18 protein-coding genes and 1 riboswitch are annotated in these 23,234 nt (G+C 56.0%); of the genes, 8 read left to right on the top strand and 10 right to left on the bottom strand.

Translation table 11 applies throughout. The features are described 5' to 3' along the window. Window positions 1-170 precede the first annotated feature (170 nt). On the top strand, window positions 171-650 hold the full coding sequence (locus tag UF64_RS05690) for a peroxiredoxin (protein ID WP_044827665.1): 480 nt from the start codon (window positions 171-173) through the stop codon (window positions 648-650). Window positions 651-736: 86 nt separating this feature from the next. Here UF64_RS05690 and UF64_RS05685 read toward each other — a convergent pair whose 3' ends face one another. The 7 genes from UF64_RS05685 to UF64_RS05655 all read right to left on the bottom strand — a co-directional run bounded on the left by UF64_RS05685 (window position 737) and on the right by UF64_RS05655 (window position 7,809). Further along, the gene (locus UF64_RS05685) at window positions 737-1,141 is read right to left on the bottom strand and encodes a hypothetical protein (RefSeq protein ID WP_235284973.1); all 405 of its coding nucleotides are present in this window, start codon (window positions 1,139-1,141) and stop codon (window positions 737-739) included. A 210-nt stretch (window positions 1,142-1,351) separates the two neighbouring features. Then, on the bottom strand, window positions 1,352-2,272 hold the full coding sequence (locus UF64_RS19610) for a protein phosphatase CheZ (RefSeq protein WP_052657515.1): 921 nt from the start codon (window positions 2,270-2,272) through the stop codon (window positions 1,352-1,354). 204 nt (window positions 2,273-2,476) lie between these two features. Then, complete coding sequence (gene gcvPB / locus UF64_RS05675) at window positions 2,477-3,973, bottom strand: aminomethyl-transferring glycine dehydrogenase subunit GcvPB (protein WP_044827664.1); 1,497 nt, start codon at window positions 3,971-3,973, stop codon at window positions 2,477-2,479. After that, the gene (gene gcvPA / locus UF64_RS05670) at window positions 3,970-5,325 is read right to left on the bottom strand and encodes an aminomethyl-transferring glycine dehydrogenase subunit GcvPA (RefSeq protein ID WP_044827663.1); all 1,356 of its coding nucleotides are present in this window, start codon (window positions 5,323-5,325) and stop codon (window positions 3,970-3,972) included. The genes gcvPB and gcvPA overlap by 4 nt, the downstream gene beginning before the upstream one ends. 2 nt (window positions 5,326-5,327) lie before the next feature. After that, window positions 5,328-5,699 (bottom strand): glycine cleavage system protein GcvH, encoded by a 372-nt coding sequence (gene gcvH, locus UF64_RS05665; protein ID WP_044827662.1) that lies wholly within the window; start codon window positions 5,697-5,699, stop codon window positions 5,328-5,330. A 70-nt stretch (window positions 5,700-5,769) separates the two neighbouring features. Beyond that, window positions 5,770-6,912, bottom strand: a complete 1,143-nt coding sequence (gene gcvT, locus UF64_RS05660; RefSeq protein ID WP_044827661.1) for a glycine cleavage system aminomethyltransferase GcvT — start codon at window positions 6,910-6,912, stop codon at window positions 5,770-5,772. A gap of 138 nt (window positions 6,913-7,050) precedes the next feature. After that, window positions 7,051-7,148: riboswitch (glycine riboswitch) on the bottom strand. A 103-nt stretch (window positions 7,149-7,251) separates the two neighbouring features. Next, window positions 7,252-7,809 carry a hypothetical protein gene (locus UF64_RS05655; protein WP_044827660.1) on the bottom strand — a complete coding sequence of 186 codons (558 nt, stop codon included), beginning with the start codon at window positions 7,807-7,809 and terminating at the stop codon, window positions 7,252-7,254. Between the two features lie 271 nt (window positions 7,810-8,080). On the opposite strand from UF64_RS05655, the gene ispH reads away from it, so the two are divergent. The 4 genes from ispH to UF64_RS05635 all read left to right on the top strand — a co-directional run bounded on the left by ispH (window position 8,081) and on the right by UF64_RS05635 (window position 13,144). After that, window positions 8,081-9,028 carry a 4-hydroxy-3-methylbut-2-enyl diphosphate reductase gene (gene ispH / locus UF64_RS05650; protein ID WP_044827659.1) on the top strand — a complete coding sequence of 316 codons (948 nt, stop codon included), beginning with the start codon at window positions 8,081-8,083 and terminating at the stop codon, window positions 9,026-9,028. A 45-nt stretch (window positions 9,029-9,073) separates the two neighbouring features. Beyond that, window positions 9,074-10,042: a homoserine kinase gene (locus UF64_RS05645; RefSeq protein WP_044827658.1), complete on the top strand. Its 969-nt coding sequence runs from the start codon at window positions 9,074-9,076 to the stop codon at window positions 10,040-10,042. 25 nt (window positions 10,043-10,067) lie between these two features. Beyond that, window positions 10,068-10,517 (top strand): ribonuclease HI, encoded by a 450-nt coding sequence (rnhA, locus tag UF64_RS05640; RefSeq protein WP_044828176.1) that lies wholly within the window; start codon window positions 10,068-10,070, stop codon window positions 10,515-10,517. 266 nt (window positions 10,518-10,783) lie between these two features. Continuing rightward, on the top strand, window positions 10,784-13,144 hold the full coding sequence (locus UF64_RS05635; protein ID WP_044827657.1) for a bifunctional diguanylate cyclase/phosphodiesterase: 2,361 nt from the start codon (window positions 10,784-10,786) through the stop codon (window positions 13,142-13,144). Window positions 13,145-13,233: 89 nt separating this feature from the next. Here the strand turns inward: UF64_RS05635 and UF64_RS05630 are convergent, their stop codons facing one another. Next, window positions 13,234-15,291 carry a protein meaA gene (locus UF64_RS05630; protein WP_044827656.1) on the bottom strand — a complete coding sequence of 686 codons (2,058 nt, stop codon included), beginning with the start codon at window positions 15,289-15,291 and terminating at the stop codon, window positions 13,234-13,236. A 290-nt stretch (window positions 15,292-15,581) separates the two neighbouring features. On the opposite strand from UF64_RS05630, the gene ccrA reads away from it, so the two are divergent. From ccrA to UF64_RS05615, 3 genes are all read left to right on the top strand, one after another. After that, window positions 15,582-16,862 (top strand): crotonyl-CoA carboxylase/reductase, encoded by a 1,281-nt coding sequence (gene ccrA, locus UF64_RS05625; RefSeq protein WP_044828175.1) that lies wholly within the window; start codon window positions 15,582-15,584, stop codon window positions 16,860-16,862. Window positions 16,863-17,053: 191 nt separating this feature from the next. Next, a complete protein-coding gene (locus tag UF64_RS05620) occupies window positions 17,054-18,721 on the top strand; it encodes an acyl-CoA dehydrogenase family protein (RefSeq protein ID WP_044827655.1) in 1,668 nt (555 codons plus the stop codon). 235 nt (window positions 18,722-18,956) lie between these two features. Next, complete coding sequence (locus UF64_RS05615) at window positions 18,957-21,047, top strand: methyl-accepting chemotaxis protein (protein ID WP_044827654.1); 2,091 nt, start codon at window positions 18,957-18,959, stop codon at window positions 21,045-21,047. Window positions 21,048-21,162: 115 nt separating this feature from the next. Here UF64_RS05615 and UF64_RS05610 read toward each other — a convergent pair whose 3' ends face one another. Beyond that, the gene (locus tag UF64_RS05610) at window positions 21,163-22,329 is read right to left on the bottom strand and encodes an adenosylhomocysteinase (protein WP_044827653.1); all 1,167 of its coding nucleotides are present in this window, start codon (window positions 22,327-22,329) and stop codon (window positions 21,163-21,165) included. 102 nt (window positions 22,330-22,431) lie between these two features. Beyond that, window positions 22,432-23,136, bottom strand: coding sequence for a glutathione S-transferase N-terminal domain-containing protein (locus UF64_RS05605; protein ID WP_044827652.1), 705 nt, complete (start codon window positions 23,134-23,136; stop codon window positions 22,432-22,434). Window positions 23,137-23,234: the final 98 nt, after the last annotated feature.

Genomic DNA, 23,234 nt, shown 5'->3' with positions numbered 1-23,234 from the left:
CACCCATTTGCGGGGAACAAGATCGAATGCGCTAACGTTAAACGTCAAGCAGATGACAGTTGTTAAAAACTCTGCGTGAAAGCATTGAATGCCAACCAGATTTGGTGTTTGATTCCGGCATGCGATCCAGCGCGCAGTCAACGGGATTGCGCCAATTAACGGAGATACCCATGACCATTTCAGTCGGTACTGAACTCCCGGAAGTTACTCTTTTCCGCGCAACCAGCGACGGTCCGGAAGCCGTCAATTCCAAGGAATTCTTCGCAGGTCGCAAAGTTGTCCTGTTCGCAGTGCCAGGTGCCTTCACCCCGACATGCTCGGCAAAACACCTGCCCGGCTTTGTCGCCAAAGCCGATGAAATCAAAGCCAAGGGTGTCGATGAGATTGCCTGCCTTGCGTCAAACGACGCCTTTGTCCTGCAGGCATGGGCAGATGCGGAAAAGGCCGATGACGTCACCATGCTTTCTGACGGCGACCTTGCCTTTGTTGATGCGACCGGGCTTGGCCTTGATCTGACCGGGCGTGGCCTTGGCAAGCGTGCCAACCGTTTCGCGATGATCGTCGAAGACGGCAAAGTCACCGATCTTGCGATCGAAGAACCGGGCGCGTTTGAAGTTTCGAGTGCTGAAGCTGTTCTGAAAAAGCTCTAAGCCTTTAAAGGCTTACCCGCACAAGCGCTTAAAGCTCCGCAGTCACTTGCGGAGCTTTTTGCTTTTCCCACCATCCATGCCGCAAATCAGCGCGGCAACAGGACCGGTATCGGGTCTTCCTTGCTGTCATAATCGCATTCAAAGGTCGGGTTGGTGTGCTTGGCAATGAAGTGCACAACACCTTCCCGGAAGCTGCCCTTGATCGGCGACCAGCTCATATAGACGCCACCGCGGGAATCATATTCGCGGATATCCGGATCACGAGCGAGTTCGGCAAAGCTGTGGCCAAGATCCTCTGTCGCACCGGCAACAAGCCAGGACGGCTTCAAACCGCCATGCCACAGCAGGTAAACGCCACCGACCCCATTCAGGCTAAGCTCTGAAATGTCGTCGATCATGAACAGACGGTAGTAATCCCCACGCGGGCTCTTTCGCCATTTGATATCCTGCGCCTTAGGCTGGCGAATAGCACCGAGAGACCAAAATCCCATATTAACCTCCAAGCACGCTAAAACACGTGCAACCTGATGTCACACGCATCCCAACATAGCTTCTTATTCTTATAGGTAAGACTGTATCTTAGCATATGTAAACGTTTGGTTGACAAAAGACGTCACCCAAACGCCTGCCATCCCCCCTCCGAGAATAGACAGGCAACGCTACTACCTTAAATCAGGCCCTAAAACCAAGTATTTTTCGAGTTATTCGAACAACTTATCGATATCGTCCTGGCTGATGCCTTCGCCTTCAAGCTGCGGACCATTAAGAAGATCGGCATCCTCGGGACGCGCTTCTTCCTCGACTTCCGGAACCGGTAGCTCGCTAAAGGCCTCTTCACCCCAGATCGAGATCATGTTGTGGACACGCTCTTCAACGAACTCAAGCGTGCTGACCACCTTGTTGATGCGCTGGCCGGTAATGTCCTGGAAGTTACAAGCTTCGAAAATCTTGGTGACGATAAAGGCAATCTGTTCGACGTGATCGGCGACAAAGTCACTGGGCGCCGAGTTTTTCAGCGTCATGGTCAGATCATCGATCTGCTCGGCGGATTCCAGAATGGTATGGGTCGCCATCTCGGTATCCTTGACGATCGCATCAAGTTCCGAGGCCGCACTGACAAGACGGTCATCCTGTGCCTTCGGATGGCGAAGCGAGGCAATCTGAACCTTGGCCTTGTGGATATGCTCGTTCATTTCCTCGATCTGGGTGCGGATCAGTTCCAGATCATCACGATCTGGCTCCGCCGCGCCCGGACGATTGGAATGGGTCGGGTTGCTTGAGACCGGCTCAGGCAGCTCATCCATCGGCGCATCGTTCGAGGCAACCGGGGCTGCCATCGCAACATCACCGGCAACCGGGACGGCACCGGATGCCACAGCCTGACGCAGTTGCGAAACCTCGCCACGCAGCGCGCGGATTTCGTCAAGAACCGCCTGGCTAATCCCGGACGCATCCCCGGCACTCGTCGACGCAGGCAAGGCGGCCGGCATCGGCTCCCCTGCCCCCATGCCGCTTTCCAGCGTCGGGTCAAAGAAGGAGTCCGACCAATCCTCAACAACACCACCGGTGCGTTCTTTAAGACGGCGTTCAGCAGTGAATACTTTTTGCACGCGACGAGACATGACTGATTTCAAACCTCCGGAACGGACAGCAGCCCGATCACTAAATCCCCAAAACACGTCATTGATGACGTCGTTCATTACAATTCACACAAGTATAAGGGTGCAGATTGCGACAAGTCCAATGGGTTTCAAGTACAAGTCTTTGAAAAAGAACACCCCGACCACAGGGCCGGGGTGCTTTAAACAGTCAGGTTGCTTGGGTTATCAAGCTGTTTCAGGTTTCCAGCGCAAAACCGGCTTACGCGCGGCTGCGGTTTCATCAAGGCGTCTGCGCGGCGTCAGATACGGCGCATTCTTGAAGAATTCCGCATCCCCCGACTCGGCCTTGGCGACAAGTGCCAGAATCGCATCACAGAACTGATCGATCGATTCCTTGGTTTCGGTCTCGGTCGGTTCGATCAGCAATGCCCCATGCACGACCAGCGGGAAATACATCGTCATCGGGTGGAACCCTTCGTCGATGATCGCCTTGGCCAGATCCAGTGTCGAAACACCGGTATCTTTCAGGAAGCTGTCATCAAACAGCGCCTCGTGCATGCAGTAACCCGGGAAGGCTACGCTAAGCTTGTCTTTCAGACGGGCCAGCAGATAGTTGGCATTGAGCACCGCATCACCTGATGCCTGACGCAGGCCATCTGCACCGTGGCTTTTCATATAGGTCAGTGCACGAATGAACATGCCCATCTGACCATGGAAGCCTTTCAGGCGGCCAAACGGCTGCATGCCGTCATCTTCGTCTGCGGTTTCAACCAGATGGAATCCGTCGCCCTTTTTGACGACATAGGGGATCGGGGCAAACGGTGCCAGTGCCTCGGAAAAGACAACCGGTCCGGAACCCGGTCCACCACCGCCATGCGGGGTCGAGAAGGTCTTGTGCAGGTTGATATGCATCGCATCAATGCCAAGGTCTGCCGGACGCACGCGACCGACAATGGCGTTGAAGTTCGCACCATCGCAATAGAAGTAACCACCCGCTGCATGCACCAGATCGGCAATCTTGCGAACATCGCGTTCAAACAGGCCACAGGTGTTCGGGTTGGTCAGCATGATACCAGCCACATCGTCGCCAAGCTTGGCTTCGAATGCTGCCAGATCAACACGGCCATCTTCGGTTGCCGGGATCGAATCAACCGTAAAGCCACAGGCTGCAGCGGTTGCCGGATTGGTCCCGTGGGCTGATTCCGGCACCAGAACACGACGACGGTTTTCACCGCGCGCATCAAGGGCCGCACGAATGGCCATCATGCCGCAAAGCTCACCCTGTGCACCCGCTGCCGGGGACATGGAAACCGCAGGCATGCCGGTCAGAACCAGAAGCCAGTGTGCGCAACTGTTGATCAGTTCCAGCGCCCCCTGAACGGTGCTTTCGGGCTGCATCGGATGCAGATCGGCAAGACCGGGCAGACGCGCAACCTTTTCATTCAGGCGCGGGTTATGCTTCATCGTGCACGAACCAAGCGGGAAGAAACCGGCATCAATGCCATAGTTCTTCTGGGACAGGCGCGTGAAGTGACGCACGACCTGCGGCTCGGACAGGCCCGGAAGGCCAACGTCGCTATCGCGATCCAGACCACCAAGGCGGGATTTGGTACCTGCCGGTTCCGGCAGATCAACGCCGGTACGGCCGGGCTGACCCTGTTCAAAGATCAGCTGTTCTTCAATGACAAGGCCGCGGTTGCCGGTATGGGTTGTGAAATTCATGCCAGCGCCTCCTTCAATGCGGACGCAAGGGCCGCGATATCCTCATCACTGTTGGTTTCGGTCACCGCCACCAACAAGTAGTTGTCCAGATCCGAACGGTTCGGATACAGACGCGACAACGGCACACCGGCCAGAACGCCCTTGGCAACCAGGGTCTCGACGACCTCAGCCGCTGGCTTACTCAGCTTGACGGTGAATTCGTTAAAGAAGTTGTCATTGATCACGGACGCGCCATCGACGGCATCAATCGCATCGGCCGCCTTGCAGGCATTTTCGTGGTTCAATGTCGCCAGACGGCGATAACCGTCTTCACCAAGCAGGCTCATATGCACCGTAAAGGCCAGCGAACACAGACCAGAGTTGGTACAGATGTTCGAGGTCGCCTTTTCACGACGGATATGCTGCTCGCGGGTCGAAAGCGTCAGAACAAAGCCGCGCTTGCCGTCCTGATCAACCGTCTCACCACACAGGCGACCGGGCATCTGGCGCACCAGTTTCTGGGTGGTAGCAAACAGGCCAACATACGGACCACCATAGTTCAGCGCGTTACCGATCGACTGGCCTTCGCCGCAAACGATATCCGCGCCAAAGCTTCCCGGTGATTTGACCGCACCAAAGGCAACCGCCTCGGTAAAGACCACGACCAGAAGCGCACCCTTGGCATGGCAAAGATCGGCAAGCTGGGTGTGATCCTGAATACGGCCAAACACGTCCGGATACTGCACCACCACACAAGCCGTCTGATCATCAATAAGATCATTAAGCTCTTCGGCGGATGCCTGATGCTCCGGATGACCATCACGACCGGCAACTTCGGTGTCGCTGTACTGGCAATATGTTTCGGTCACTTCGCGGTAATGCGGATGCAGACCACCCGACAGAACTGCCTTTTTGCGACGGGTCGCACGGCAGGCCATCAGGACCGCTTCGGCACAGGACGTCGCACCATCCCACATCGAGGCATTGGCAACATCCATCCCGGTGATCGAGGCAACCTGGGTCTGGAATTCAAACAGGTACTGCAGTGTCCCTTGCGCAATTTCGGGCTGATACGGGGTATAGGCGGTCAGGAACTCACCGCGCTGGATCACGTAATCAACCGTCGCCGGGACATGGTGGCGATAAGCGCCCGCGCCAAGGAAGCTGGGCACGCTGGACGCGCCCACATTCTTGGCGGCAAGGGCCATCATATCGCGTTCGACCTGCATTTCGCCAAGGTGGGATGGCAAATCAACAGGTGCATCAAGCAACGCGCCCTCGGGCACGTCACAATAAAGTTCATCAACAGATGATGCCCCGATGGTATCGAGCATCGCAGCACGATCAGCGCGTGTCAGTGGGAGATAGCGCATGCTTAAAGGCCTTCGACGAATTCTTTGTAAGCGGCTTCATCCATCAGCTCATCAAGCTGGGACTCATCGCTCAGCGTCATTTTAAAGAACCAGCCTTCTGCTTCCGGTGCTTCGTTGACCAGACCGGGATTGGCATCAAGCTCTTCGTTGATTTCAACGATCTCGCCATCAAGCGGGGCATAAACATCACTTGCCGCCTTGACCGATTCAACAACGGCCGCGTCGCCATCCTTGGTCAGCTTTTTGCCAACTTCCGGAAGCTCTACATAAACGATATCGCCCAGCGACTGCTGTGCGTAATCGGTGATGCCGACAGTTGCCACACCGTCTTCAAGCTCGATCCATTCGTGTTCCTGCGAAAATTTCTTAGTCATTTTCCTTTGTCCCTCTTGATCAATTCAATGCCAATGCGGCGATGCCGCTCTCTCTGATAAATTCTGGTATTTAACCGCGGAAATAACGATGCGGTGCAAAGGGAAGCTCGACCACCTCGGCCGGGCGCGCCTTGCCACGGACCATCAGGTTGACCTTGGTTCCCGGTTTGGAAAACTCGATTGCAACATAACCCATCGCGATCGGACCATCGACCGTCGGGCCAAAACCACCCGATGTGATCTCGCCGATTTCTTCACCGTCGGTATTGAGGATCTGGGTATGTTCGCGCGCTGGCGCCTTGCCTTCGGGCTTGATGCCAACACGTTTGCGATCCGCCCCGTTTTCAAGCTGATCAAGGATCACATCAGCGCCCTTGAAGCCGCCTTCTTCACGGCGGCGCTTGTTGATGATCCAGTTCAGATCACCTTCAACCGGGGTGGTTGTGGTGTCGATATCATTGCCATAAAGGCAAAGACCGGCTTCCAGACGCAGCGAATCACGTGCGCCAAGGCCAATCGCCTCGACCTCTTCCTCGGCCAGAAATTTGCGCGCAAGCGCCTCGGCATCTGCATTGGGCACCGAAATTTCATAGCCGTCTTCACCGGTGTAACCCGACCGGGTGACAAAGCACGGGCTGCCGGCAATCTCAATCTCGGCAAAGCTCATGAATTTCAGATCGGCAACAGCGGGTGCAAAGCGTGCCAGCACCTTGGCCGCATCCGGGCCCTGAAGGGCCAGAAGCGCACGATCATCGATTTCTTCAAGGGAAACGCCATCGCCAAGATTGGCGCGCATATGAACGATATCATCATCCTTGCACGCCGCATTGATCACCAGAAACAGGCTGTCGCCGGCATTGGTGATCATAAGATCGTCAAGGATCGTGCCATCATCCTGGGTAAAGGCGGAATAGCGGGTGCGACCGGGCTTGAGGATGGCGATATCACCGGGCACGAGCTTTTCAAGCTCTGCCTCGCGGTTTTCACCGGTCAGGCGAACCTGGCCCATGTGCGACACGTCAAACAGGCCAGCCTTGGCACGCGTGTGAAGATGCTCGCCCTTAACACCCAGCGGGTACTGAACCGGCATGTCATAGCCAGCGAACGGCACCATTTTGGCACCGAGTTCCACATGCAGGTCATAAAGGGCAGTTTTAAGCAGTTCGGTCTGTTGATCCACTCTTCCTTCTCCGGGACAATCGTTGCGAAACATAGCCGACCACTGGCCAACCACATTCCCCCTCTGTCTCGGAGCCTGAAAGAATCACAGCCAATGGTCGAACCTGTCTGCTTACATCTTCGGCGAGGTGCACTTTGATCAGAATGACCCAGCACCTGCTTTCCAGAGTCCCATCTCCACGCGGTCCTTTTGCCTGAGAGTTTCCGGGGTGGTTGCTCCTTCGGCGTCCGCCCATCCCTAAGGACTGCGGCCTCTCCCACGTGGATCATTTGGGTATGTTTTTGTTTATACGGGTTTCCGCGCAAACCGACCAGCCCCTATTTTCGGGGCAGGTCGGATCAGCATCACAAAGACCGACAAACAGCAATAAAATCAGTCGGTTCCGAACCGGCGATTATATTCAAGCTGCTCGGCACTCAGCTGGAAACCAAGATAGATTTCATAATCCGGACCGGTCCAAACATCAGCCAGCGGCACGGACAAAGTGACCTGCTCGTCACGGATCCGCGCCATGTTCAGATTATCGGCAAAGGCCATATTAACATCGAAGACCGACTTCTGAATGAAGTTGCCATCCGGGTCACGCAGCGCCACGAAATATTCGAACTTCACATTGCGGTTTTGCGCTGCCGGGCCAAGCTCGGCTGTGATGATCGGGCTGATAATGACGTCAAGCTCACCGTCATCAAGGTCATAGCCACAATCCCCGACATAGCCGGTAAATTCCGCCTCGACGATCACATCGGTAAGGTCACGCCCACCACCACTAAACTGCACAAGCTTCGCCGTATCCTTCGGCAGATAGGCCGACGGGCAGATCGGAACCGGCTGTTCTTCGAACGGGTTGCCGCCGCCGCACGCACTTAGCAATCCGCCAAGCGAGACCATACCCAATGCATAAACGCGCCGAAGTCCGTTACCGATCGTCATCCAAGCCTCTATCAAACCAAATGTTTTCGGGTCTGTGTCCGACCGGAACAGCCCGCGCGCAGTCTATTCTGTCACGGTTCGCGGCACAACCCGCTTGAAGGCCGACCGGCATTAGAAAGCATCAAAAAACCGGGCAAGACGCAGTCGCCATTTGCCGCAGAGTCATTGCACCGCATGATCAGGCAGGTTATGTAACGTCAATGTTTGAATAAAGCGCCGGGACTGCCAATCAAGACAGTCCGGACGCGTTTGGGAAAGCCGGACCTGTATCATGTCTGACAAAGCCAGCCTTCAGATCGTTCTCGCCAACCCGCGCGGTTTTTGCGCCGGGGTCGATCGCGCCATCGAAATCGTCGAAAAGGCGCTCGAAAAATATGGTGCGCCGGTCTATGTCCGCCACGAAATCGTGCATAACAAATTCGTGGTCGATCGCCTGCGCGATATGGGTGCGGTGTTTGTCGATGAACTTGATGCGGTTCCCGATGGCGTACCGGTGATCTTTTCGGCCCATGGTGTGCCGAAATCCGTGCCCGAGGCTGCCGAAACCCGCAAGCTTGAATATCTTGATGCCACCTGCCCGCTGGTCTCCAAGGTCCATCGCGGGGCTGAACGTCATCACGCGGATGGCAAGCATATCCTTCTGATCGGCCATGCCGGCCACCCGGAAGTCATCGGCACCATGGGCCAGTTGCCCGTCGGCAGCATGACGCTTGTCGAAACCGAAGAAGACGCCGCAACCATCGAGGTTTCCGATCCGGAAAATCTGGCCTTTGTCACCCAGACGACGCTATCGCTTGATGACACGGCCAAGATCATCGAAATCCTGCAGAAACGCTTCCCGTCGATCTCGGTCCCGAAAAAAGAAGACATCTGCTACGCCACGACCAACCGTCAGCATGCAGTCAAGCTGATCGCGGAAAAGTCTGATGCCATTCTGGTCCTTGGCGCGCCGAATTCCTCGAACTCCAACCGTCTGGTCGAAGTCGCCAAGCGCGAAGGCTGCATGCGGTCGGTTCTGGTCGAACGTGCAAAAGATATCGACTGGTCGAAGCTTGAAGGCATCAAAAGCCTTGGCATCACCGCAGGTGCATCCGCCCCGGAAGTTCTGGTCGAAGAAGTCATTGATGCCTGCCGCGAACGGTATGACGTGACGGTCGAAACCATCACACTCACCGACGAAAACGTCACCTTCAAACTGCCGCGTCAGCTTGCCAGCTAATTCAGCAGATACGCTTACCTACAGATCAGGACGACGATAGAACCCATGGCCGTCTATACCGACGTTTCAGACGAAGATATCTCTCGTTTTGTTGCCGAATACGATATCGGTGACGTGGTTTCGTTCAAGGGCATCGCCGAAGGTGTCGAAAACACCAACTTCCTGCTTCAGACAACGACAGCACCCTTTATCCTGACGCTCTATGAAAAGCGTGTAAATCCGGATGATCTGCCGTTCTATCTTGGCCTGATGGATCACCTCTCGGCCAAGGGGCTCAATTGCCCAACCCCGATCCATGGCAAGGATGGCCTGGCACTGCGCACGCTGTGTGATCGCCCGGCTGCCATCACATCCTTCCTGCAGGGCATGTCGCCACGCCGTATCCAGCCCCATCATTGTGCCGGTCTTGGCGCGGCACTGGCTGAACTGCACAGTGCCGGTCTTGATTTCGAAATGCACCTGCCAAATGCGCTGAGTGTCGCAGGTTGGCGGTCGCTGTTTGAAAGCTGCCAGGAACACGCCAATGACGAGCTTCCGGGCCTTGGCGAAATGATCGCCGAGGAACTCAATTACCTCGAAGCAAACTGGCCACACGAACTGCCCAAGGGCGTCATTCACGCCGATCTGTTCCCCGACAATGTGTTCTTCTTCCCCGGCAAGGAAGAGGTATCAGGCCTGATCGACTTCTATTTCGCGTGTAATGACCTGCTTTGCTATGACGTCGCGATTTGCATGAATGCCTGGTGCTTTGAACCCGACAACAGCTTCAATGTCACCAAGGCCAAAAACCTTCTGTCGCATTACAGCAAGGTGCGCCCGCTATCCGATGCCGAAAAAGAGGCCCTTCCCATTCTTGCCCGCGGTGCCAGCCTGCGCTTCCTGCTGACCCGTCTGTATGACTGGGTCAACACGCCGAAAGACGCACTGGTCACGCCGAAAAATCCGCGCGAATACATCAACAAATTGCGCTTCCACCAACGTGTGGAAAACGCAGCGGCCTATGGGCTTGATTAAGGCCACCGGCCAGGGACACGACGATATGACTTCAGGCAATGGCGGCGATAACCGCGTCGAGATCTACACAGACGGCGCGTGCAGCGGCAATCCCGGCCCCGGCGGCTGGGGCGCAATTTTGCGCTTTAAGGGCGTGGAAAAGGAAATGTCGGGTGGCGATCCGGAAACCACCAACAACCGCATGGAAATGATGGCCGCGATCAGCGCGCTTGAAGCCCTCAAACGCCCATGTGTGATCGACATTTACACCGACAGCAGCTATGTCCGTGACGGCATAACCAAATGGATTTTCGGCTGGCAGAAACGTGGCTGGAAAACTGCTGACAAGAAGCCCGTCAAGAACGTAGAGCTTTGGCAACGCTTGCTAAAAGCCCTCGAACCGCATCAGGTTGAATGGCACTGGGTCAAGGGTCACGCAGGCCATCCCGAAAACGAAAGATGCGACGAACTGGCCCGCGAAGCCGTCCCGCGCTAACGAATTTTTCGTAGATCCCCGCAAAACTGCTTGAAGCTGAATGACTTCGCTACAAAATAGATAGGTTTGCTGGCCTCGGTCAGTTATTACTTATGTAATGAAATCGAGCTTGCGTTTTCATCAAGTTACGGTTTGACTTGAGACTAATTCAGGGGAGTTGGCACCCATACAAAGGTCGAGTATTGTATATTCGACCAGCTTAAAGTTGGGCGCTAGGGAGAGAACGCTTGTCGCGCGGATCATACGGGTTTTTACAACGCAAGTCCTTGAGCAGTCGGCTGCTGTTTATCGCATTGCCGCTTGTCTCGTTGTTCTCGCTCGCCCTGTTCATTGTCTTTGGCTATGTCAGCTACAAGGTGCTGCGCGACGACCTGAATGGCAAAGTCGAACAGACCGCCGATATTAACGCCCGCGTTCTGGCGACCCCGTTTTGGTATCTTGACGTCGACAACATCGAATCTGCACTGAACGCCATGGCGCGTGATCGCGACATCGTTGCTGTGCAGGCGCTTGGTGCCGACGGAACCGAATTTGCCCATACCGGCGTTTCCCAGTCCGAGTTGACCGATACGCTGCGCCTGTCGCGCCGGGTGTATTTCGAACGCAACAATGTCCGCCACGACGTTGGCGAACTGGTCATCTACTTTACCGATGACCGCGTGCAGGATTTGCTGTTCCGCCGCATTGCGATCGACATGATCCTGTTCGGGCTTCTGATTTCGGTTGTGGCCGCAAGCCTTCTGATTGCGAACAAACGCTCGATCAAGGAACCGCTTAATCGTCTGCTGCATTCCATCCGAATGACCAAACACGGCCGTCTGCGCCGTCCGGTGGAATGGAACAGCTCGGACGAACTTGGCCTTCTGATTCGCGAATATAACGAAATGGTCGCCCTTCAGGGGCAGGCACAGGAAGAAGCCCAGCGTAAGCAAGCCCTGCTTGAAGCCACCCTGCACAATATCGGCCAAGGCATCTGTCTGTTCGATCAGGACCTGAACCTCATGGTCTGGAACGAACGTTATATCGAATTGCTGAACCTGCCGCGCGATCTGGTCAAGGAAGGCACACCGCTTTCCGATATCCTGCGCTATAACGGCGAACGCGGCGAATATGGCGATGTCAGCATTCAGGCCCTGATTTCCGACCGTGTCGCGATTGCGCGCCGTCGCGAACCCTATCGCATGGAACGCACCCGCCCGAATGGCCGCGTCATTCAGGTTGATCACAACCCGATGCCGGGCGGCGGTTATGTTGCAACCTATACCGACATTACCGAACGTAAACAGACCGAAGCACGCATGCGTCATCTGGCGGTTCATGACGTTCTGACCAGCCTGCCGAACCGGACCCTGTTCCTTGACCGTCTGCGTCAGGCACTTATTTCAGCCCGCCGTTTCCAGCGCGGTGTCACGGTTCTGTTTGTCGACCTTGACCGCTTCAAGGACATCAACGACCACTTCGGCCATGATGTCGGCGATCTGATGATTCAGGAAATGGGTCAGCGTCTGTCGCGCATCATCCGCGATTCGGATACCGCTGCCCGTCTGGGCGGTGACGAATTCGCAATCATTCAGACCGACGTCCAGAATATCGAAGACACCATCGCCCTAGCCCAGCGCATCATTGACGAGCTGTCCCAGCCGTTCGATTGCCGTGGCATCCGCCTGCATTCGACCGCCAGTGTCGGCATCACGCTGTTCCCCGAGGACGGCGAAAACCCCGAACAGCTGGTCAAGAACGCCGATATGGCGATGTATGCCGCCAAGGCCGAAGGCCGCAACAATTACCGCTTCTTCCTGCCGTCCATGCATGAACGGGTCAAAGAACGCAAAACCATCGAGGAAGATCTGCGCAACGCGCTCGAACAGGATCAGCTCGAACTTTACTATCAGCCGAAAATCGACTGCCGCACCGAAAAGGTCGTTGGCGCCGAGGCACTGGTGCGCTGGCATCATCCGGAACGCGGCCTGATCCTGCCGGGCGAATTTATCTCGGTGGCCGAGGAATGCGGCCTGATCAACCGTCTGGGCGCGTGGGTTCTTGAAAAGGCCTGCCGTCAGACCAGCGCATGGCGCAATTCATCGCTGGCCGGGCTTCGGATCGCGGTCAACCTGTCCCCGGCACAGTTCCAGGATGCCGAACTGGTCGACAGTGTCACCAAGATCGTCAAGGAAACCGCCCTGCCCGAAGGCACGCTGGAACTTGAGATCACCGAATCCATTCTGATGAACAACCCGGAAAAAGCTGTCTCGACGCTGAAAGAACTCAAGGAACTTGGCGTTCTGATCGCGATTGACGATTTCGGTACAGGCTATTCGTCGCTGAACTATCTCAAACGTTTCCCGGTGACCTCGATCAAGATCGACCGTTCGTTCGTGAACGACATTCATGTCGATGTCGATGACAAGGCCATCGTTGATGCGGTGATCGGCCTTGGCCACAGCCTCAATCTCGAAGTGGTGGCCGAGGGCGTGGAAGAAGTCGAACAGCTTGTCTATCTGCAGGAAAAAGGCTGCGACTTCATTCAGGGCTTCCTGTTCTCCAAGCCGCTGCCCGCCTCGACCTTCGAAAGCTGGGTCAATGAACGCCACGGTACCGAAACCGAAAAGGTTTCTGCCAAGTCCTGATCGATCTGGCATATCCATAAGAAAACCGGTCGCACCCGTTGTTGGGTCCGACCGGTTTTTTTGTTACACCGCTCTGCTTGGCGGGGCGTTTAAAACAACGCGGTGTCGCCCTGCGCATCCCCATTGGCATTTGATGATGCTGCGGCCTTGTCCGATGATTTGCGATCAACCAGGTCGACAATCTCCGAGATCACCTTGACCAGCTGATAGTCCTTCGGCGTATAGACCGCCGAAACGCCCATCTGGCGCAGCACCAGCATATCTGCCTCCGGGATAATCCCGCCGACAACCACCGGAATATGACCCGCCCCTTGTGCACGCAGGCCATTAACCACTTCGCGCACCAACGGCACGTGCGAGCCCGACAGGATCGAAAGCCCGATCACATGTGCGCCGTCTTCAATCGCGTTGCGCACAAGTTCCTCTGGCGTCCAGCGGATGCCTTCGTAAAGGACCTCGATCCCGGCCTCGCCCGCCTTGACTGCGATCTGTTCGGCCCCGTTGGAATGGCCATCCAGCCCCGGCTTGCCAACCAGCATCTTCATCCGTTCACCAAGCTTGTCGGAAACCTCATTCACGCGATTGCGCAAATCCTGAAGGTTTTCCTCATCCCCGGTCACAATCATGGATGTGATCCCGGTCGGTGCACGGTATTCGCCAAACACGTCGCGAAGCGTCTCGGACCATTCGCCGGTCGTCACTCCGGCATGGGCGCAGGCGATGGAACTTTCCATGATGTTGCGCCCTTCGCTGGCGGCGGATTTCAGCTCTGTCAGGGTGGCATCAACCGTGGCCTGATCACGATCCGACCGCCATGCTTTCAGCTTTTCGATCTGCTCCTGCTCGGCCATGTCATCAACGGTCAGGATCGATTTCTCACCTGAAGTCAGCGGCGATGGCTCCGTCTCGGTAAAGGCATTCACGCCAATCACCTTGGTCAGCCCGCTTTCGATATCAGCCAGTCGAAGCGCGTTGGAGCGCACCAGTTCCTGTTTCATATAGCCACGATCAACGGCCGCAATCGCACCGCCCATGGCATCAATCTTGGCAAGCTCTGCCCGCGCTCCTTCCTTAAGCGCACCGACTTTGCGTTCAATCGCCGGGTTGCCATCAAACAGGTCTTCATATTCCAGAAGGTCGGTTTCATAGGCCATGATCTGCTGCAGGCGCAGCGACCATTGCTGATCCCACGGCCGCGGCAGACCAAGCGCCTCGTTCCAGGCGGGCAATTGTACCGCGCGCGCCCGTGCATTCTTTGAAAGAACCACCGCCAGCATCTCGATCAGGATGCGATAGACGTTGTTTTCCGGCTGCTGTTCGGTCAGGCCCAATGAGTTGACCTGAACCCCGTAGCGGAACCGGCGATATTTGGCGTCTTCAATGCCATAGCGATCACGGGTGATTTCATCCCACAATTCGCAGAATGCCCGCATCTTGCAGATCTCGGTGACAAAGCGAATCCCGGCATTCACAAAGAACGAAATACGCCCGACCACCTTGGCAAAGTCTTCTTCGGGCACCTGTCCCGAATCGCGCACGGCATCAAGCACCGCAATCGCTGTCGCCAGCGCATAGGCCAGCTCCTGTTCGGCCGTCGCCCCGGCTTCCTGCAGATGATAGGAACACACATTCATCGGGTTCCATTTCGGAACCTCGCGATAGGTAAAGGCCGCCACATCGGTAATCAGCTTAAGGCTGGGTGCGGGCGGAAAGATATATGTCCCGCGCGACAGGTATTCCTTGATGATGTCGTTCTGGGTCGTGCCCTGCAGGCTGGCGCGTGCCGTACCCTGCTTTTCGGCCACCGCAATATAAAGTGACAAAAGCCAGGCTGCCGGCGCGTTGATCGTCATCGATGTGTTCATCTGATCAAGCGGGATGCCGTCAAACAACGTCATCATGTCACCCAGATGCGCCACCGGCACGCCGACCTTGCCGACCTCACCGCGCGCCAGAACATGATCGGAATCATATCCGGTCTGGGTTGGCAGATCGAAAGCCACCGAAAGCCCGGTCTGACCTTTTGCCAGGTTCTGGCGATACAGCGCATTTGATGCCTGTGCCGAACTATGCCCGGCATAGGTGCGGATCAGCCACGGGCGATCGCGTTCCGGCTTTGCTGCATTGCGCTTGTTTTCCATCGACATCGCGACCTCTTGTATTTTTATTACCGAGTTTCTTTACGATAATTACGCGGAAACGTTATTAAATTATCCACTAGACAATGTCCAAGTAATTATATAACAATTTGTGCAACGCGATAAAAGCGAAAACAAATGTCGCCCCGGTTTCATCTGCGAGAAACCCGCAGAAAACCGGGAGATGCCCGGGGAAATAGAACAAATTCCGTGGCTTGGAGGATTCGTCGACCGCAGCGCAGCATAGGTAATTTCATTACCCTGCAACCCGGATCGACCCCGAACAAGGAGTGAAGGCCATGAATACGTCTGCTGAAGTGCTGCCTTTCCGTGGCGGTCAGGAAGAAAAAGATCTTTATGAAATCGGCGAAATCCCGCCGCTCGGCCATGTGCCGAAGAACATGTACGCATGGGCGATTCGCGAAGAACGCCACGGCGAACCCGATACCGCCATGCAGTGTGAAGTCCTGCCGGTGACCCAGCCCGACAGCCACGAAGTCCTCGTTCTCGTGATGGCGGCCGGTGTGAACTATAACGGTGTCTGGGCATCGCTCGGCAAACCGATCTCGGTCTTTAATGTCCATGACTGCCCGTTCCACATTGCCGGATCGGATGCATCGGGCATCGTCTGGGCCGTGGGCTCCAAGGTCACCCGCTGGAAAGTCGGCGACGAAGTGGTCATCCACTGCAACCAGGATGACGGCGACGACGAAGAATGTAACGGCGGCGATCCGATGCTGTCGCCGACCCAGCGCATCTGGGGCTATGAAACCCCGGACGGGTCCTTTGCACAATTCACCTGTGTTCAGGCACAGCAGCTGATGCCGCGTCCCAAACATCTGACCTGGGAAGAAAGCGCGTGCTACACGCTGACCCTTGCCACCGCCTATCGCATGCTGTTTGGCCATCGCCCGCACATCCTGCGTCCGGGGCACAATGTTCTGGTCTGGGGCGCATCAGGCGGTCTTGGCTCAATGGCGATCCAGCTGATCACCACGGCGGGGGCCAACGCGATTGGCGTCATATCCGATGAAACAAAGCGCGACTTTGTGCTTGGACTAGGCGCCAAGGCCGTTATCAACCGCAAGGACTTCAATTGCTGGGGCCAGCTGCCTACGGTCAACGGGCCTGAATTTGGCGACTACATGAAAGAAGTCCGCAAATTCGGCAAGGCAATCTGGGACATCACCGGCAAGGGCAATGACGTTGATATTGTCTTTGAACATCCGGGCGAACAGACCTTCCCGGTATCATGTAACGTTGTGAAGCGCGGTGGCATGGTCGTGTTCTGTGCCGGTACCACCGGCTTTAACCTGACCTTCGATGCCCGTTTCGTATGGATGCGTCAGAAACGTATTCAGGGCAGCCACTTTGCCAACCTCAAACAGGCATCGCAGGCCAACACCCTGATGGTTGAACGCCGCATTGATCCGAGCATGTCCGAAGTGTTCGCCTGGGAAGATATTCCGCGCGCCCACATGAAGATGATGCGCAACGAACACAAGCCGGGCAACATGGCCGTTCTGGTTCAGGCCAAACGCCCGGGCATGCGCACGCTTGAAGAAGCAGTCGAAGGATAATCCCACTTGGGTGTTGGATTCTCCCAAGTCGTCCAACACCCGGCCTTCGACTGATTGTTGGCACCCTGCGCGCATTCTCGCCCGATTTGCGCCGGGGTGCCACCACCCTTCCGAGCTTTGATGCACCATAACCGATTGCGCAATCGCCCCACAGGATTGCACAAAGACGACCCGATCCGAGGACCCGAACAATGACTGATAACGCCCTTTTGCCTGACCTCGAACGTTTGTGCGATGACGCGCTTGCTGCACTCAGCCCCGTTTATGATGCCGCTGAATATGCGCTGCGCAATGCTGTGACGGTCGATGGCCGGGTCAATGCGGATGCCTTTGATGATAACCAGTTTGCCGCACACGGCTTTGCCTGGTTCACCACCTATGTCACGGCCTTGGGGCAGATGAAGGCATGGGCAACCCGGCTTAAGGACCAGGGTAAGTTTGGCAATCTCGAACAACTGATCCTGCAATCGGCCTTTGGCGAATATCTCGCCCAGATAATCGGTGGCATTCCGATGTCACAAGGCGAGATCATTCGGCTTTCCACCCTTGGCGTGGCCGAAGACATCATCGCATCCCTTGCCGCCAATCCGTCGGTCACAACACTGGCGCGCAGTGGCAATTCCGATGCCGCCCGCCGTGCGATTGCTGCCGAGATCGAAGACAGCCTTGATACCGGTCGCTTCGGGGAAACCGGCCTTGAAGACGAAACCCTTGATATGGTGCGCGATCAGTTCCGCCGCTTTGTCGAGGAAAAGGTCTCTCCGCATGCCCATGGCTGGCATGAACGCGATGAACTGATCCCGATCGAGATCGTCAACGAAATGTCCGAACTCGGCGTTTTCGGCCTGACCATCCCCGAAGAATTCGGCGGCCTTGGCATGGGCAAAACCGCGATGTGCGTCGTGACCGAGGAACTGTCGCGTGGCTATATCGGCGTTGGCTCGCTCGGCACCCGTTCCGAAATTGCTGCCGAACTGATCCGCCTTGGCGGCACGGACGCGCAAAAGGAACATTACCTGCCCAAGCTGGCATCGGGTGAAATCCTGCCGACGGCTGTCTTTACCGAACCCAACAATGGATCGGATCTGGCGCATTTGCGCACCCGCGCGGTCAAGGATGGCGACAGCTATAAAGTCACCGGCAACAAGACCTGGATCACCCATGCGTCGCGCTCAGACCTGATGACGCTTCTGACCCGCACCAACCCGGACGAGTCCGGTTATCGCGGTCTGTCGATGCTGCTGGCAGAAAAGCCGCGCGGCACGGACGACAACCCCTTCCCAGCCGATGGCATGTCCGGTGGCGAGATCGAGGTGCTTGGTTATCGCGGCATGAAGGAATACGAGCTGTCCTTTGATGGCTTCAAGGTCCCGACCGAAAACCTTCTGGGCGGTGAAGAAGGTCAGGGCTTCAAACAACTGATGGCGACATTCGAGTCGGCCCGTATTCAAACCGCCGCACGTGCGGTTGGCGTGGCCCAGAACGCGCTTGAAATCGGCATGCGTTATGCCAAGGACCGCATCCAGTTTTCCAAGCCGCTTTATGCCTTCCCGAGGGTGTACGGAAAAGTTGCATGGATGGTTGTCGAAACCATGATCGCGCGCCAGCTGACATACTTCTCGGCCTTTGAAAAAGATCAGGATATTCGCTGCGATATCGAGGCCGGCATGGCCAAACTTCTCGGCGCACGCGTCGCCTGGTCCAACGCCGATAACGCCCTGCAAATTCACGGCGGCAATGGTTATGCGCTCGAATATCAGATCAGCCGCGTGCTGTGTGATGCGCGAATTCTCAACATTTTCGAAGGTGCAGCTGAAATTCAGGCACAGGTCGTCACACGCGGCATTCTGACCCGGTAAACCTGATAACATTCTGAAATGCTGATGAAATTCACATCCGAACCGTGGCCCCTGTGAACAACGAGGGCAAACTCGGCCCGCCATCCCTGGCGGGCCTTTTTTCCATATCAACCTAAAGTATGATACCTTCTAGACTTACCTAAGGTGCTACACTCTCCGAAAGCACACACAGAACGCTAAAAATCTGTGAAAAGCGGGCCAAAACGCCCGCAAGGAATAAGGGAGTGAAATACAAATGAATCACACTTCTGCAATGCCGGAAAATACAATCTACGCGCGAATTGAAGATGCCAAAGGCCTCTTTGCGCAGCACGGCGAACAGCTTGCAGAAAATCTGGTTTCGGAACTGCTGGGTTCCGGACAAAGCAGTGCCGCGCCAAGCGATCCGAAAAGCCACGTTGCCGGTCTCACTGCACGCTTTTCGGCAATGGCCAATGCAAGCAGCGCCGCCGCGCTTAATGACCTGCTCAACAATCACCTTCTGGCCAATGCCGTAACCGGATTGGCCACCGATCAGCTTGTCCTGGCCTATCACAAGGTTTCGGCAAACTGCGCGACGCTGGCATCGCGCGCCAAGGGTGGTTCTGCTGTCGCCGATGCCGCGCGCTGTCTTTTGATGGCCGATATGAGCAGCCTGATCACGGCCCGCCAGAACGCGCTTGGCAAAGACAAGTCGGCTTCTGAAATCCAGTCGATGTCGGAAATCATCGAACGTGAAACCGACAACATCATCTCCGAAGTCGGTTTTCAGGCCGGGCGCACCAATGATGTCGCCCAAGCGATGGAAAGCGATGCCGGCGAACTTTCGCAATTGGTCGAACGCATCACCGCCACCACCGACATTGCCAGTAACAATGTCGCCACCGTGGCCTCTGCGACCGAGGAATTGCAGGCATCCAGCCACGAAATCGCCGAACGCATTCACAAAACCAACGACATCGCCGGTCAGGCCGTAACCCGCGCACAGGAAACATCGGCAACGATGGGCAGCCTGTCAGAAACAGCGACTGAAATCGGCAAGGTTGTCGATATCGTCAAACGCATTTCCGATCAGACCAAGATGCTAGCGCTCAATGCCACGATCGAGGCTGCGCGTGCTGGCGATGCCGGCAAGGGCTTTGCCGTCGTCGCGAACGAGGTCAAGAACCTCGCGACCCAGACCGAAAAGGCCATCCTCGACATCAACGCTCAGATCACCGCGATCCAGGGCGCAACGTCTGAGGCCGTCACCGCCATTGAGGGCATCGGCGGGGCGATTGACGAAGTCAGTCAGCTTTCAAGCGACATCTCCGCATCCGTCGAACAGCAAACTGCAGCAATTGCCGAAATTTCGACCAGTGCGCAGGAAGTGTCGACCCATATGCAGGGCATCTCGAGCGACATCGAACTGGCCAGCCAGAAATCGCACAATGCCAGCCAAACGGCCGAGAACTTGCGCATTCTGTCCTCGAACATACGCAACGACATCAACGAGATGGAAACCCGGTTCCGCATGGTTCTGCGCAGCGCAGACAGCACGAACCGCCGTCATACAGAACGTGTGCCGATTGCTGTTGATATCAAGGTCGACTTTGGCAATGGCGATGTCCGGTCGGGCGTTACGGCCGACATGTCGATTGCCGGTCTTCTGGCCCGGATCGAGGCCAGCGAAGAAGATCGCAACAAGACGATCAACATCACCATGGAAGACGGAACGCGCCTTAAGGGGATTGTCAAAGCGCACTCCACCCTTGGCACGCACATCCAGTTCACCGAAGTTGACGAGGCCGCAACGCAGGTCATTCTCGGACTGCTCGAGAAAACCAGCGAACATGATCAAAAGATCGCTGGTCTGGGCAAGGAACTGGCGGCCGAACTGGGCAAAGTACTTGAAAGCGGTCTGCGCAATCAGGAATTCACGCACGAAGACCTGTTTAACACCCGTTATGAACCGATCCCTGACTCCGATCCCAAGCAGTTCATGACGCCCTATATCCCGTTCACGGACCGCAACTTCACCCCGCTTCAGGAAGCCATGCTGGATAAGGACGAACACATCGTCTTTGCCGCGGGCGTGGATACCAACGGCTTCCTCCCGACCCATAACAAGGTCTATAGCCAACCGCAGCGGCCGGGCGAACCCGCCTGGAACATGGGCAATTGCCGCAACCGGCGCATCTTTGATGACCGGGCTGGTCTGATGGCCGGGCGCAATACCAAGCCCCATCTGCTGCAGACCTATTTCCGCGATATGGGCGACAGCGTCGTCTTCATGAAGGAATGTGACGTTCCGATCATGGTCAATGGCGAACAGTGGGGGAACCTCAGGATCGGCTACAAATCCTGATCCAAGCCGCCAAGATATCGGCATCGAGCAAACACCAAGAAGAAAAACACCCCGGCCATCTGTTGGTCGGGGTGTTTCAGTATCTGATTAACGACGTGCTCGCTCTTAGAATAAATCAGCTATGGGAATGCAGGATCGCTTCGGCGATTTCGCGTTCGACATCTTCCGGATAGGCATAAAAGCCCGGCTTGAACGATGCCGCCCCACCCGATGCCAGCCAGTCGATCCCACGGATCAAAATGGCCGAGAACGGATCAAACAGATCCTTGCCTGATCCCCCCATCCCGGGGGCGAGGTTCAGCAAACTACCGCGATTAAGCAGATAAACCTCGCGGCTGTTATCAAGCTCAAACCGTTCGATATGACGACGCATTTTCGTGCGCGTCTGGGTATCGAGCCATTTGACATCAATCTCGGTATTGGAATGGCCGACATTAACCAAGATCGCACCACGACGGCACTGCTTGATCTGTTTCTCGCCCAGAATGCCCGAAAGGCCGGTGGCGGTGACAATGATCGCGCATTCCTTGAGGCCATCTTCAAGGCTGACAACCCGGCAGCCATGATGCTGCGCTTCAAGGGCACGCACCGGATCACGCTCAGCAACCGATACCACCGCACCCAGATTGCGCGCACGTTCGGCAACACCGCGACCGACCGGACCAAAGCCGATCACAAGCACCGTCCGCCCGTAAAGCGCAAGCCCCGTCACATTGGAAAAGACCGGCCACATTTCCTGCGCCACGTGATGGCGGTTATGCAGGCGATCCTTGATGGCGATGTCGTTCCAATTAAATACCGGGAAGGAATAATCAAGCTTCTCAACGCGGTGCACACCGGTCGTGGTCGCTTCAAGTGCGCCATCAACCTTGTGCCCCTTTTGCACAAACGCCTCGATCAGCTCACCCCCCATGTCGGCCACGATATCGGCCGGTTCGGACGACAGGATATCGATGCTTTTGGCATATTCTTCTGGCGTCATCCCCGAAAAGGCATGGACCTCGACCCCATTCGCAGCAAGGTACGCGGCGGCAACATCATCGGTACTATCCGGGTTACAGGCCCCGACCTTGACCTTCGCACCCGCCTTCACAAACGGCAGCAATGTGGGAATAGTGTCTTCAAGAACGTGCTGGAAACTGACGATGGTCTTGTCGCGCAAGTCACGCTTGGCAACATAGTTTCCGTATTTCGCCGTCACCGGACAAATCACCTCGCACCAGGCAAGGGTCTCGTCAGTGATCTGTTGGGCAAGGGCAGCGTCCTTGATGCGGCTCGTCATGATCGGTCTCTTAACTTCGTGGGAAAATGCGTTCCACACTAATTAAGGCGAGCCTGACCGGATGGAAAGCATTTGTATCCATCCGGTCAAAATCAATGGCGGTTAGTCACGCGCCGGAATGTTCAGGCCGCGCTGAACAGCCGGGCGATCAAGCCCGCGCTCAAGCCAGGCCGGAACGTTTTTAAATTCGTGATAGTCGACAAGACTACCTGCATCATAAAACCCGATCAGGTTGCGCACCCAGCCAAGAGATGCAATGTCGGCAATCGAATATTCATCGCCCATGATCCAGTCACGTCCTTCAAGACGGGTTTCAAGAACACCCAGCAACCGTTTGGATTCATTACGATAACGATCAAGCGGACGCTTGTCCTCGATCTCCTTGCCGGCAAACTTGTGGAAGAAGCCAAGCTGACCAAAGATCGGGCCAAGTCCGCCCATCTGGAAGTAGACCCACTGGATCGCTTCAATGCGTTTGGCCGGATCAGCTGGCAAAAGCTTGCCGGTTTTTTCCGCCAAATACTGAATGATCGCACCGGATTCAAACAGACCAATCGGCTCGCCATTCGGGCCGTTCGGATCGATGATTGCCGGGATCTTGCCGTTCGGGTTCAGCGACAGAAATTCCGGGGTCCAGGTTTCGTCTTCGCCGATATTGATCAGGTGCGGTTCATAGTCCAGACCGGTTTCTTCCAGCATGATCGAAACCTTCACCCCGTTCGGGGTCGGCAAGGAATAAAGCTGGATGACATCCGGGTTTTGCGCAGGCCAGCGTTTGGTAATGCCGAAGCTCGACAGATCAGCCATGTTAAAGCCCTTTCCAAGTCAATGTGTTGTTGACCATAACATTTAGACGATCATGGAAAATGCGCCACCGGCAATCTAGGCTCAGGACCGATTAATTT

It is taken from the genome of Thalassospira sp. HJ, from assembly GCF_000948415.1.
Classification (GTDB): domain Bacteria; phylum Pseudomonadota; class Alphaproteobacteria; order Rhodospirillales; family Thalassospiraceae; genus Thalassospira.
Note: the sequence above shows the minus strand (reverse complement) of the source record. Positions and strands in the feature narration are given on the sequence as shown.

Bases quoted from the DNA above. Each gene is read 5' to 3' on its own strand.
- UF64_RS05690 (WP_044827665.1), top strand. From the start codon at position 171: ATGACCATTTCAGTCGGTACTGAACTCCCGGAAGTTACTCTTTTCCGC.
- UF64_RS05685 (WP_235284973.1), bottom strand. From the start codon at position 1,141: ATGGGATTTTGGTCTCTCGGTGCTATTCGCCAGCCTAAGGCGCAGGAT.
- UF64_RS19610 (WP_052657515.1), bottom strand. From the start codon at position 2,272: ATGTCTCGTCGCGTGCAAAAAGTATTCACTGCTGAACGCCGTCTTAAA.
- gcvPB (WP_044827664.1), bottom strand. From the start codon at position 3,973: ATGAATTTCACAACCCATACCGGCAACCGCGGCCTTGTCATTGAAGAA.
- gcvPA (WP_044827663.1), bottom strand. From the start codon at position 5,325: ATGCGCTATCTCCCACTGACACGCGCTGATCGTGCTGCGATGCTCGAT.
- gcvH (WP_044827662.1), bottom strand. From the start codon at position 5,699: ATGACTAAGAAATTTTCGCAGGAACACGAATGGATCGAGCTTGAAGAC.
- gcvT (WP_044827661.1), bottom strand. From the start codon at position 6,912: ATGTTTCGCAACGATTGTCCCGGAGAAGGAAGAGTGGATCAACAGACC.
- UF64_RS05655 (WP_044827660.1), bottom strand. From the start codon at position 7,809: ATGACGATCGGTAACGGACTTCGGCGCGTTTATGCATTGGGTATGGTC.
- ispH (WP_044827659.1), top strand. From the start codon at position 8,081: ATGTCTGACAAAGCCAGCCTTCAGATCGTTCTCGCCAACCCGCGCGGT.
- UF64_RS05645 (WP_044827658.1), top strand. From the start codon at position 9,074: ATGGCCGTCTATACCGACGTTTCAGACGAAGATATCTCTCGTTTTGTT.
- rnhA (WP_044828176.1), top strand. From the start codon at position 10,068: ATGACTTCAGGCAATGGCGGCGATAACCGCGTCGAGATCTACACAGAC.
- UF64_RS05630 (WP_044827656.1), bottom strand. From the start codon at position 15,291: ATGTCGATGGAAAACAAGCGCAATGCAGCAAAGCCGGAACGCGATCGC.
- ccrA (WP_044828175.1), top strand. From the start codon at position 15,582: ATGAATACGTCTGCTGAAGTGCTGCCTTTCCGTGGCGGTCAGGAAGAA.
- UF64_RS05620 (WP_044827655.1), top strand. From the start codon at position 17,054: ATGACTGATAACGCCCTTTTGCCTGACCTCGAACGTTTGTGCGATGAC.
- UF64_RS05615 (WP_044827654.1), top strand. From the start codon at position 18,957: ATGAATCACACTTCTGCAATGCCGGAAAATACAATCTACGCGCGAATT.
- UF64_RS05610 (WP_044827653.1), bottom strand. From the start codon at position 22,329: ATGACGAGCCGCATCAAGGACGCTGCCCTTGCCCAACAGATCACTGAC.
- UF64_RS05605 (WP_044827652.1), bottom strand. From the start codon at position 23,136: ATGGCTGATCTGTCGAGCTTCGGCATTACCAAACGCTGGCCTGCGCAA.